Consider the following 13,439-nt stretch of genomic DNA (forward strand, 5'->3'; position numbering starts at 1 on the left):
TTCTTTATATAAAACTAACTTGATTCTAATAACTTTTTAAATTAACTAACTTGGTTATTTAATATATGAACATTTATCTATTTAGTAGTTCCAGAAACATGCATTCCATCAGGGGTTGCGTTATTTGATATAGATTCTTTTAATTCAAAAGTTAGATTACCTAAATTAGAAGCCTCTTTATTTCAAGTTTTACCTGAAACTAACTTGATTTCTAATAACTTCTTGAATTAACTAACTTGGATACTATAGTTATTAAACTCTGTTTTATAACTATTAATGTGTGTTTCCAGAAGTGTCTTCGGAGTTAGTTTGTTTTTAAAGTAAATGTAACATTACCTAAATTAGGTCCATCTTTATTTTGTTCTTTACCAGAAACTACAATTTTATTTAAACCTTTAGTTAATTGTAAATATGAATTCGAATTAGTAACTACTTGATCTTTATTAAATTCTTTTAATGAGTGAGTTCAATCACCGGTGTCAGGAGCTCTAAATTTAGCTACCTTACCAGCATCATTACCAACGTTATATTCTCCAACTCAAAAAGTTAATCCTCTTTCATTAGTTTCAGATTCATGAGAATTATAAATACCGCTAATTTCATACTTACCATTTTCTGGAACATTTACATAGAAAGTATAATATCTTATGCTTATTGGATTATCTTGAGGCATTGCACCAGGTAATGCTTTACCTAGGTAACCAATTAAATAATAATCTTTATTTTGATCTGAACTACCCACAATTTTTCCATTAAATTTAGTTATTATTGTACCCTTATCAGAATTAAATGCTTTATTAGCTAAACCATAACCTTTCACAAAATTAACTGTAATTTTATTAGAGTTATTACTATCTACTTCGTTACCGAAAATACTGTTATATACAGAATCTAAAGTTGTATTAGTTGCCGCTATATAGATATTACCTATCATAGGAGCAACTTTGTTCGTCTCAGTTGAAAATACTATTTTATTTTCACCAAAGATAAGATCAGTTAAATCTATTTTAGCCACACTTATTTGATCAACTTTAGCTTCAGATACATTTATATCAGTAATTGTCTTATCATTTAATTTATACTTTAATGATAGTTTAGACTTATCTTCATCTTTAATTAGTTTATATGGAAAGTATAATGTAGCATTAGATCCTCCATAATACGTAAAACTAACTTCGTAACTAGCAGAAGTTGTATTATCAGCGTTTGCTTGCGAATTTAAGTTATAAATTCATCTAACATCTGTTAATTGATCTGAATTATCAACACCTCCTTTTACAATTCTTTTTGCATATTTCCATTGCTTTCCGTTTTCACTGTTGTTAAAATCTTGAGAATAAGCTACTAGACTTTGATCAGAAGGTGATGAAGTGGAATATAAATTACTCCCTTTAAAATTAGCTTCTTCGATCTTGAATAACTTAAATTTAGAGTATTCGGCTACATTAGTTTTTTCGATTTCGATATTTTTTATAGCATTTTCAATATCAGAAGTTATTTTTTCTATATTAGCTTTATCAGGCTTAGGATTTGATTGTAATGTAGCTGTAAAAACAGGTGAAGCCTTATCATATAAGTTGGTAATATAAGCTTTCAACGGAGCATATTCATCATTATTTAGAAGTTCTAGAGTAGCATCCTTAGACTTAACTTTATCTTTAAGAGTTGTATATGCTGTAACTAAATCTGAGTTTAATTTATCAAATTCAGATTTATCGATAGAAGCTTTGTTAATAGCGGTTTCTAAAGCCGTTTTAGCAGTAGTTAATTCATCTTTAGTAGCATTCACTTTTTGACTAACTGTTTTAGCTTCTGTATAAGCAGCAACTAATGCGGATTTAATCATAGAATAATCAGTATATAAATCTACATTGCTATTTTCTTTATCAATTAACGCTTTCAATTGATTTTTAGCTTCAGTATTATCAGGTGTTGTTGTACCTGTTCCAGTTCCTGCTCCATTACCAGGTTGCATAGTTTCACCTGAACCTGATCCATTTCCTGGTTGCATTGGGTTTGTCGGTTTTGGTGCAACAGTCGCAGGTTGTTTACAAGATGTAGCAACTAAAGCTGTAGTCGCTAAAAAACCTAATGAAAAAGAAAGTTGTAATAATTTCTTAGTTTTTTGTTTCATTTTTGTTTTGAACAATTAATAAAATAATAAATCGAAGTGATTATCCGTCCAAAATGGATGAAATGACCTCAAAACTGATAGAAGCTTCTTCTTCTTCTTCTTCTTCTTCTTCTTCTTCTATAAATAAAGGGTTTTGAAGAATTTTAGAATTCAACTTTAAGATAACAAAAAAAGCTTCCTATTGCAGGAAAGCTTTTTTTGTATAGTTTAATTATTAAACTTTTTTAAGAGTTACAAATGTAATTTTAGGCATAAAAGTATATTTATTAGAATCACCTAGTTTTATACCAACTATAAACATTAAATTGTTTGTTTTACTTTTAATTATATTAGTTCTTCAAGATTCGGTTTTCACTTTTCCAATGACATTACCTATTCCATCTTTGTTTTTATCATTATTTCAAATATTAGTTTCATTAATTTCACTTGAATCAGACAAACTATATCAAGATTTAAGTTTTGAATTAAAATCGATATTTTCTTTATTTAAATATTCGTTAATATTATTTCTGTAAGAACCAATAAAACTAAACACTATTGTTTTAATATGATCTTTAGTGGCTTCTGTTTGTTTAGCTTCTGCATTATTACCTTCAAAATCATCGCCAACTAATAATTTGAGATATACATTATAATCATATGCATTAGTTATAGTTCATGACTTACCGAATGAAACCTTAACAAAAGCTTTGTAACTATCAATATCTACGCCGTTATAATCAATAGAAGTAGGAGTAAATTCTCAATTTTTATCTTGAATAGTTAAGCCTAATTTATCGTTTTCTAATTTAGTGTATTTTGATGGTACTTGTATTCTTTCATTAGTTGGAGTTGATGGACCAACTTTATCATTGTTTACAGCAGTTTTTTCTACAGATATAGAGTTGTATCCAGCTATATTAGAAGAAGATGTTTTCTTACTATCACCAATTACTGTAGAAAGTTCAACCTTAATATCAGAAGGTTTTACATTTGTTAATTTGATTTTATCGAATTTAACTTCTGTTTTAGACCCTTCTTCTGAACCTTCGACTTTTTTATTAACAACAAGTTTTAATTCTTTACCTTGCACAGTTGATGAAGCTAATGTTATTTGAGGTAAGTTATTTTCTTTTTTAACAGATTCAAAAGAAAACTCGCCTTCTAAATATACATTTTCACTAACCTCTTTTGTTGATAAAATACTTTTTAATAATTGAGTAGATAATGAAGAATTATAATTTACTGATAAATTATTATCAGTAACTTTAGGTTGTTCATCAGTAGATTCAGCTCCAGAAGGGGTTTGGGGATCACTTTCAGTTCCTTCAGTTATTCGATCAGTTCTAAGCGAAGTTCTAGTTTCAACAGAACCATCATCATGAGCAACTCCAGCAGATTCCATAGCATTACCAGAATTAGCAGGTTCAGTTGCTTCATCTGTAACAGGCATGTCGCCACCAGAATCTTTCATTTCAGGAGCCACTAATTCTTCTAATGTCTTTCAGTTAGCATTACCTAAATCTAAAACTTTTATTGTTTTAGATTGATCACCTTCTGTTACCATTTCGCTAGATAATAGTTTCTCACTAATATATGTGCTTAAAGATTTAAAACCATTAATAGATATATCATTACTACTAACGGTGTCATCACCTTTGGTAAAGGTAACTTGAATTTTAATGCTATTTTCTTCAGTAGATGAAGTTTCACTATTACTAACTAACTTAACACCCAATGTTCATCCTTTTATAGAAGGAGATGATTCTTTTAATTCAATACTTACTTGTTTAGAGTTAATTTTGTTAATAAATTGATCTGCTGTTATAGTAGAACTATTTATTTCAGCTTTATTAGAATCTAAAAGCTTGATCTTTTCTAAAGTTAGTTGCTTAGCGAATGTTTCAACTTCTACTTTAGAATTTGTAGGAGTTGTTGCACCTCCATTACCACCACTTGTTGGAGGAGTTACAGGATTTTCTGTTCCTGGGTTTTCAGGTGTTGTGCCACCTCCATTACTAGGATTTTTAGGATCGGTTGGTTTAGTAGGTTTTACTACCTTTTCTGTTTTACAACTAGTTGCTGATAAGGCAACAAAAGAACCAATACCTAATAGACTAACAAACTTTAAAATATTTTTTCTTTTCATTTAAAGTTGTTTTTTGATTAGTAAAGTTAACATTATTTAATGTCGAATTTACTAATTTTATCTATATAAATTTGAACAATATAATAAACCGATAGTATTTTGCTTTAAAAAACCAAAAAACCACCTTAAAACGAATAAGAGCTTCTTCTTCTTCTTCTTCTTCTTCTTCTAGAAATAAAGGGTTTTGAATAAAATTAAACCTATATATATAAAACAGAATAGTAAGAAGATTCACTTCTTGCTATTCTGTTATTAATTAAATAATATTTTTATGTTCTATCTTATGCAGAAACACCATTTCCGGTTGTTGTGTTAGTATGAGCGGCAAAATACAAGATAGTAGCAGAGTTAGGTCAATAATATCCGAATGTATCAGCCGATTTTTTATAAGCCACTCTTAAAAATACTATAAACGATGTTGCATTATTATCATTAATTTTTGTTGCAAAAACATTTCCTGACTTAACATCATTTTCTATTAATTGAACAACACCTAGCCCATTGCTAGAATTATGATCACCATGAATAGAATCATCAAACCCTAATGACATATCGTTCTTAGAGAAGAAATAATTAACATCACTAGAAGGTATAACTGTTTTTCAATCTGTGGTTTCATCATCTATTCTTCCAGGGATAATTCCAACCGCATTGCCTGGGTTATTTAACACATTAGAATCTAATGCTATCTTAGCGCCGTTTGTAGCATCATGAATTTTCTTAAAGATTAACTTAGTTCCAAAGAAATCAGTATCAGATATTGCTACTTCATCAAAAATGTATTCTGCTTTGAAAAATATATTGTTAGTTTTTCCTGGTCCTATATAAGGAAGTTTTATAGGATTAATATCAATATATTTATCTTTATTATCAACTGTTATTTTTATTTTTAAATCTTTACCATCAGCAGATAATTCATATCTTTTTCCAGCAGAACTATCATTCTTTTCGCTTTCTATTTTATTTTTATATGCTTCTATATTAGATTCAGATTTTGTATAACTACCATCATCTTTTTTAATAGAAGCACTTATTCTAACATCATCTGGCAATAAATCTTGAACAAATAATCCATCCATTAAATCAATAGTTCAATCAGCATCAGCATATTTAATAGACAGTTTGTTATTACTATCATCCTTTGATGTTAAGTAATAATTACCATGCCAATCATTATCATTACCTTTTCATAAATTAACTAACTTAGCTTTCCCTGATAAAGATAGTTTTTCAGGAACAAATTCAGGATAATCTGTTTTGATAGAATCTAGACTAGTTTTCAATGCAGATTCATTTGTCGTAATTAACTCTTTAAACTTAGCTCCTAAACCAGATACTTGTTCTTGGTGTTCAGCAGCACCATCCATACTGCCTGCATCTCTTGTTGATATTGTTGGTTGGTTGTTAGAGCTTGTTCTAACAACAGTTTGATTATTAAGTTCAGATAGTTTTTTAAAACCAACACTACCTAAATTTAGAGCTTTTTTAGAAACATCTTGACCTGATTCATCTTTAACAGTCATGCTTTTTAATAGAGCATTAGCTATAGATGTTTTTAATGTTTTAAATCCAGTAATAGCAATTTCATTGCTAGTTACTTCAACACCTTCTTTTGTAAACTTAACCTTAAATTTAACGGTACCGTTATCTATATTTGCACTATCACTAACTAACTCAACGCCCAATGTTCATCCTTCAGTTACAGTATTATTTTCTTTTAATTTAATGTTTGAAGATTTAACATCAGTAGCTTTTGTGTTATCTTTAACTATTTCAGTACCAGACGAATCTACAACCATGAAATCATTAGGCATCAATGAGTTTAAATAAGTTTCAACCGCTGCCTTATTAGTTGCGGTCATGCCATTAGAACTACCTGAATTATCTGTAGAACTACTTGAGTCACCTGTTCCAGTTGAACCATCGGAACCAGAGTTTGAATTCATATTAGAATTATCACCACTACCTGAACTTGGGTCGGTAGTAGAACCGCCACCTCCATTAACTGGATTTTTTGGGTCCGTTGGTTTAGTTGGTTTTTCAGCAACCGGTTGTTTACAACTAGCCGCAGATAAAGCAACAAAAGAACCAATACCTAATAAACTAATAAACTTTAAAATGTTTTTCTTTTTCACTTTTAAAGTTATGATTTAACAATAATCTAATTTAAAATTAGATTTTTACTAATAATCCTTATATAAATTTGAACAATTAATAAATCGAGTCCATTATCGACTGAAAAGCCGATTAATGGATTCGAAACAGATAGGAGCTTCTTCTTCTTCTTCTTCTTCTTCTTCTTCTTCTTCTTATAGAAATAAAGGGTTTTGGCGAAATTCAAATATTAAGATATTTGCTAAATAAAAAGTGTAGCAACATTAAGCGCTACACATTTTGATTTTTATTTTATTTAACTAATAACTGTTCTTTATATAAGACTAACTTGGTTTTCTAATAACTTTTAAAATAACTAACTAGGCTAAACATATCATTATATACTTGTATTTATAATTAGGTTATTTATTTCCTTGATCATTACTGTGAGTATTACTAGAATTATCTGGAGTCGACATAGAAGATCCTGTTGGTTGACTCTCATTTAAAGTAAATAATAAATTACCTAAATTAGGCGCTTCTTTATTTCATACCTTTCCAGAAACTATAATTTTATTTAGACCTTCTGTTAATGATAACATTCCAGATGTTTCACCAGTTTTTTGTTGTATAGAAAATGACTTTATAGAATCTTGTCAGCGACCCGACATAGGTAAAGAATATAAAGCAATATTTCCTTCACCTGTAGCGTTATAATCATTTTTCTTAAATGATAACCCTCTATCAGAAACACCAGAATTATAAAAGCCGCTTATTTTATAATTACCAGATTTCAAAACATTGACATAAAATATATATTTTTTTTCTTTATCACTTGATTGCGATGTAGCATTGTTTTTGCTAGATGAATCATAACTGTGACCTAAATAACCTAAAAGATAATAATCCTTATCACTACCTTGACCATCTAATTTTCCTGTTAGCTTGAAAATATCAGTACTTTCTTTTTTGTTAGACTTTATAACTCCTATACCTTTGTTAGCTAAACCATACCCTTTAACAAAGTTGACTGTAATTTGATTAGGATTATCTTTAGCGCGCTCATTACCAAAAATGTCATCATAAATATCAGCAGGATTCTTATCTGAATTAGCAATATAGATATTACCAATCATAGGAGTAGATTTATCTGCTTCTGTAGTAAATGAAATTTTGTTTAGACCAAAATTCAAGTTAGTTAATTCTATTTTGGCAATTTCAATCCCATCTACTTTTGCTTTTGTTAAATCAACAGATTTAACTTCACTATTATTAAGTTTATAATTTAATGAAAGTTTTGTTGTTGGACTACTAGCCTGATCTGTTGTTATAGCTTTGTAAGGAAAATACAATTTAGCAGAATTGCCGCTGTAATATTCAAATTCAATATCATAAGAAGCTTGTATTTTACCTTCTTCAGCTTTTGTATTTAAGTTATAAATTCAACTAACATTAGTTTCTTGCAAGCTTTTAGTTTTTTCTTCTTTATCTATGAATCTTCTTGCAGTTCTTCATTTATAATCATCTGGAGAATTATCAAAACTTGAAGAGAAAGCTACTATACTTTGAGTATCAGGCGAAACTTTATCATAAAGAGTATCACCTTTAAAATTAGTTTCTGATATTACAAATTTTTTAAAATTTGAATATTGATTAACTACTTCTTTCTTTTGATCTAAATTTGAAGTTGATGATTGAATAGTTTCATTTAATGTTTTTAAATCTTGAACTACAGGAGGAGTATTTGGTTGTAATCCAGCAGTTACAATATTTGAGGCTTCTGTATAAAGGTTAGAAATGTAAGTTTTTATATATGAATCATTATCTACCATAGATAATACAGAATCTTTATTTACTAATTTTGTTTTTAATCCTTTATACGCTTCAACTAATTCTTTATGTTCCTTATCAAAAGTTGTTTTACTAGTTGCGGCTGTATTAATAGCAGTTTCTAATGCGGTTTTAGCACTAGTTAATTCATTATTAGTAGCATCTGTTTTTTCATTAACTAACTTGGCGTTGCTATAGGCTTGAGCTAATGTCGATTTAATCACAGAATAATCTGCGTATAAAGCTAAATTGTTATTTTCTTTATCAATCAACGCTTTTAATTGATTTTTAGCCTCAGTATTGTCAGTTGTTGTACCCGTTCCAGAACCTGATCCTTTTCCAGGTTGCATAGTTTCACTTGTTCCAGGTTTTGTTGTTTCTGTTCCAGATCCTGATCCATTTCCAGGTTGCATTGGATTTGGTTTGGTTGGTTTTGAAGTGACAGTCTTAGGGTCATTACAAGATGTCGCAACTAAAGCAGTAGTTGCTAGAAAACCTAATGAAAAAGAAAGTTGTAATAATTTCTTGGTTTTTTGTTTCATTTTTATTTTGAACAATTAATAAAATAATAAATCGAACCAATTATCCGTCCAAAATCGACAAAATGACCCTAAAACTGATAAGAGCTTCTTCTTCTTCTTCTTCTTCTTCTTCTTCTTCTAGAAATAAAGGCTTTTAACGAAATTTAAATATTAAGATATTTACAAAATAAAAAAGTGTAGCAACCTAAAGCGCTACACATTTATGATTTTTATTTTATTTAACTAATAACTGTTCTTTATATAAAACTAACTTGATTTTTAATAACTTTTTATTAACTACTTGGCAAATAATTGTCTTTTAACTTAACTTTACAATTAAGTTAATTAAATCAAGAACTATTTATTACTTTCACCAGCAGGTGCAACAGCTTCTTTTAATGTAAATGTTACATTCCCTAAATTAGGAGCATCTTTATTATTCTCTTTACCAGATACAATTATTTTATTTAATCCTTCTGTTAATTGCAGGGTTTTAGATTGATCGTTAAATGATTTTAATTTGTTTTGGTTTCATTCTCCATGCTTAGGTGTTGTAAATATAACCTTAGAATTAGAATCAGTATTATTTAAACGATCTTTTGAAAATGATAATCCTCTATCTGGATCGCCAGAATTATAAATACCACTTATTTCATACATTCCAGCTTGAGGAGCATTAACATAGAAAGTGTAGTATCTTATATTTGAGTCTTCGTTGTTATTATTAGAAGCGCCTTTCCCTAAATAACCAATTAAATAGTAATCTTTGTTCATAGTATCCTCATCTAATTTACCATTTAATTTAGTTAATATAGTAGGGCTTGTTACTCCATAAGCTTTATTACCAAGAGCATATCCTTCTACAAAATTTACTGTTATTTTATTGGGGTTATGTTCATCTTTTTTATTACCAAAAATATTATTTAATATTTCGTTTTTATTCGCATCAGAAGATGAAATGTAAATATTACCAATCATAGGAGCAGTTTTATTCATTTCTGTTGAGAAAGAAATAACATTTTCTCCAAAATTTAATTTATCTAAATTAACTTCAGCAACTTCTATAGAGTCAACCTTAGCATTAGAAACATCAATATTTACAAAATCACCACCGTTCAATTTATATTTCAATGAAAGTTTATTATTAGATGTTCCGTCCATTTGAGTATCAGAATTTTTACTCGCTTTGTAAGGGAAATATAGTTTAGCAGTAGATCCTCCATAATATTTGAAAGAAATATCATAACTTCCTGGGGTTTGTGCGTTATCTTGACTATCTAAACTATATATTCAAGAAACATTTGTATGTTGAAAACTCTCATTAGCAGGTGTTATGTTTTTTATAATTCGTTTTGCATATCTTCATTGATTATCTGCAGCAGAATTATCAAAATCAGAAGAAAAACCAACTAAACTTTGAGAATCTGAAGGTTGCTTATTGTATTTTAAATCACCTTTAAAATTACTGTTATCGACTGTAAATAATTTGAAATTAGAATATTGATCTATATTCGTCTTTTCTTCATTTAATTCACTAATAACTGATTCAATATTAGTTTTTAATTGAGTTAAATTTTCTTCAACAGGCATTGGATTAGCTTGCAATGTGTTACTAATAATAGTTGAAGCTTGATTGTATAAATTAGTAAGATGATTTTTTATCGGTAAATATTTATCATCAGTTATCATTGCTAAATCTGATTCCTTAGAAGTTAATTTATCTTTTAATGCTGTATATGCCGATACTAAACTTGTGTTTTTACTATCAAAATCAGTTTTATCAGTTTTAGCTTTATTAACAGCAGCTTCTAATGCAGTTTTAGCGTCAGTTAATTCATCCTTAGTTGCATCTGATTTACTATTAACTTCTTTAGCAGCAGTATAAGCAGCAACTAATGCTGATTTAATCATAGAATAATCTGCGTATAAAGCTAAATTGTCATTTTCTTTATCAATTAACGCTTTTAATTGATTTTTAGCTTCACTATTGTCAGGTGTTGTTGTTCCTGTTCCAGAACCTGACCCATTTCCTGGTTGCATAGTTTCACCTGTTCCAGGCGTCGTTGTTTCAGTTCCAGATCCTGATCCATTTCCTGGTTGCATTGGATTTGGTTTACTTGGTTTTGGAGTGACAGTCTTAGGGTCATTACAAGATGTCGCAACTAAAGCAGTAGTTGCTAGAAAACCTAACGAAAAAGAAAGTTGTAATAATTTCTTAGTTTTTTGTTTCATTTTTGTTTTGAACAATTAATAAAATAATAAATCGATCGAATTATCCGTCCAAAATCGACAAAATGACCCTAAAACTGATAGGAGCTTCTTCTTCTTATTCTTCTTCTTCTTCTAGAAATAAAGGGTTTTGTATAAATTCAAATATTAAATTCTTTAAAAATAAAATGTGTAGCAACCTAAATCGCTACACATAATATTCTTTATTTTTTATTTATATGCTGTCTGTATAAAATGATACATATATAAGATTAATACATATAAATGACTATAAAAGCATTCTCATTTAAAATCGATAATTTAAAACAATTAATTATTTAGTAGAGTTAGAAACAGGCGCATCAACATGAAGTAATGTAATTGAATTAGATCATAAATAACCTCATTTTTGATCATCATTCTGATTATTCTTTATGTACGATACTCTAGAAAAAACGATAAAATTAGTAGCGCTATTTTGATTTAAATTATATTTAGAATCAGTTTGAGAATTTTGACCACCAGGTGCATAAGTTTTATCGCCTGATTTCATTATTAATTGACTAACACCATTACCGTTGGTAGAATTTTCAGTTCCTTGAATAGCATTTACAAAACCTTTATCGTTTTCATTGCCTTTTCAGAAATATTCTTCTCAATTTGGTCATGTATTAAAATCTCTATTTTTATTCTTAACTGCTTGTATATCTATTTTATCGGTAGTATTTCTTGGAATATAATTTGTTCCTAATCATATAGAAGCAACTTTTTGAGATTTTATAGCTGCATTATCAACATTATTGAAATCTCATTTGTGAATTTTTTTAAATAGTAATTTTGTTCCGAATATATCACCATTATAAAATCCTATTCCATCGAATGAATATTTAACTTTAAAGAGGATCTTTTCGGTATTATTAGGGTTTGTATAAGGAATTTTAATTGGATTAACAACAACTGGCTTTTGCGTAGTATCATTGTCATTAATTTTATCCGGATTAACAGTTAAAATACCTTTAGTTTCATCGAATGAATATTTATTATTTCTAGTCTTTTCTTGATTGGTATAATCTTTTTCTGTATTAATCTGATTTTTGTATACTTCTAAATTATTTTGTTCTTCGATAGTAACTGATTTATTATCAACTTTAGAAACAAACACATTTACATAATCAGGTAATAAATCTTGGATAAATAAACCGTCAGTTAAATCAATAGATCAATCCTTACCTTTATATTTAATCGATAATTTATTATCATTACCGTCTTTAGAAGTTAGGTAGTAATTACCATGTCAGTCACTAGCTTTTCATAAATTAACTAGTTTTGCCTGACCTGATAAATAAAGATTATCCGGGTTGAAATCAGAATATGACTCTTTGATTTTGTCAAATTTGGTTTTGTATTCAGAAGATTCACCATGAATCAAAGTTTTAAATTTATTATTTAATCCTGATGTTTGATCTTGCGCTACTTCTGGTTGAGGTTGAGCTTCTGAAGTTCCAGTCATTTCAACAATACTAGCTCGAGTTGTTGGTTGAGCTGAAGCATCACCTGTTCCACCTGCAGATGTTCTTACAACACCTTGTTTGTTTAAGTCTACAAGAGTTTTAAATTCAGCACTACCTAAGTCTAAAAGGTTCTTCTTAACATCTTGACCATCAGCATTTTTAACAGTCATTTCTTTTAACAACGCTTTAGCTACAGTTGATTGTAATGTCTTAAATCCAGATATAGTAATTACATTACTAATTACCTCAACACCTTCTTTCGAAAACTTAGCTTTGAATTTAAGAGTACCATTTTCTGGATTTGAACTATTACTATTACTAACTAACTCAACACCCAATGTTCATCCTTGTATTGCAGAATCAGATTCATCCTTTAATTTAATATTTGCAGGTTGAATTTGTTCAACTTTAGTTTCATCTTTAACAAGATCTTTGTTTGCAGAATCAACTAATTTGAAGCTATCAGCTGTTAATTTAGAAACATAAGCTTCAACCGCTTTTTTACTGTTTGTTGGTTCAGATGGAGTCATATTGTTAGATCCATCTGTACTACCACCAGGACTTGTAGTATCAGGGTTTGTAGTAGAAGTATCACCACCAGTACTAGGAGGATTTGTGGTTGTTGTACCGCCTCCTCCATTATTTGGATTTTTCGGTTCGGTTGGTTTAGCAGGTTTTTCAGTAACCGGTTGTTTACAGCTAGCTGCCGCTAAGACAACAAAAGAACCAACACCTAATAGACTAATAAACTTTAAGATATTTTTTCTTTTCACTTAAAGTTTTTTAAATTAGCAAAATCCTTTATTTTTTTATTCAAATAATAGATTTTGCTAAAAATCTATATAAACCTGAATAATTAATAAATAAATCAGGGACATTTTCGGTTAGAAAACCGAGAAATGACCCTGAAACAAATAGGAGCTTCTTCTTCTTCTTCTTCTTCTTCTTCTTCTAGAAATAAAGAGTTTTAACGAAATTAAGAATATGTAAATAAAAAAGTAAGAAGATTTACT

The 13,439-nt window shown here is 28.9% G+C and carries 6 protein-coding genes; all 6 read right to left on the reverse strand.

The window, feature by feature from the left end; all coding sequences use genetic code 4:
* Nucleotides 1-304: 304 nt before the first annotated feature.
* The 6 genes from NMG77_RS02160 to NMG77_RS02185 all read right to left on the reverse strand — a co-directional run bounded on the left by NMG77_RS02160 (nucleotide 305) and on the right by NMG77_RS02185 (nucleotide 13,199).
* Nucleotides 305-2,134, reverse strand: coding sequence for a hypothetical protein (locus NMG77_RS02160; RefSeq protein ID WP_255045603.1), 1,830 nt, complete (start codon nucleotides 2,132-2,134; stop codon nucleotides 305-307).
* 214 nt (nucleotides 2,135-2,348) lie between these two features.
* Entirely contained in the window at nucleotides 2,349-4,262 is a 1,914-nt protein-coding gene (locus NMG77_RS02165; RefSeq protein WP_255045604.1) for a hypothetical protein, read from the reverse strand.
* A gap of 281 nt (nucleotides 4,263-4,543) precedes the next feature.
* Entirely contained in the window at nucleotides 4,544-6,397 is a 1,854-nt protein-coding gene (locus NMG77_RS02170; RefSeq protein WP_255034330.1) for a lipoprotein 17-related variable surface protein, read from the reverse strand.
* A 381-nt stretch (nucleotides 6,398-6,778) separates the two neighbouring features.
* The gene (locus tag NMG77_RS02175; protein WP_255045605.1) at nucleotides 6,779-8,728 is read right to left on the reverse strand and encodes a Vmc-like lipoprotein signal peptide domain-containing protein; all 1,950 of its coding nucleotides are present in this window, start codon (nucleotides 8,726-8,728) and stop codon (nucleotides 6,779-6,781) included.
* A 336-nt stretch (nucleotides 8,729-9,064) separates the two neighbouring features.
* A complete protein-coding gene (locus NMG77_RS02180; protein ID WP_255045606.1) occupies nucleotides 9,065-10,939 on the reverse strand; it encodes a Vmc-like lipoprotein signal peptide domain-containing protein in 1,875 nt (624 codons plus the stop codon).
* Between the two features lie 310 nt (nucleotides 10,940-11,249).
* Nucleotides 11,250-13,199: a hypothetical protein gene (locus NMG77_RS02185; protein WP_255045607.1), complete on the reverse strand. Its 1,950-nt coding sequence runs from the start codon at nucleotides 13,197-13,199 to the stop codon at nucleotides 11,250-11,252.
* Nucleotides 13,200-13,439 lie beyond the last annotated feature (240 nt).

The organism is Mycoplasma bradburyae (assembly GCF_024339025.1).
GTDB lineage: Bacteria > Bacillota_I > Bacilli_A > Mycoplasmatales > Mycoplasmoidaceae > Mycoplasmoides > Mycoplasmoides bradburyae.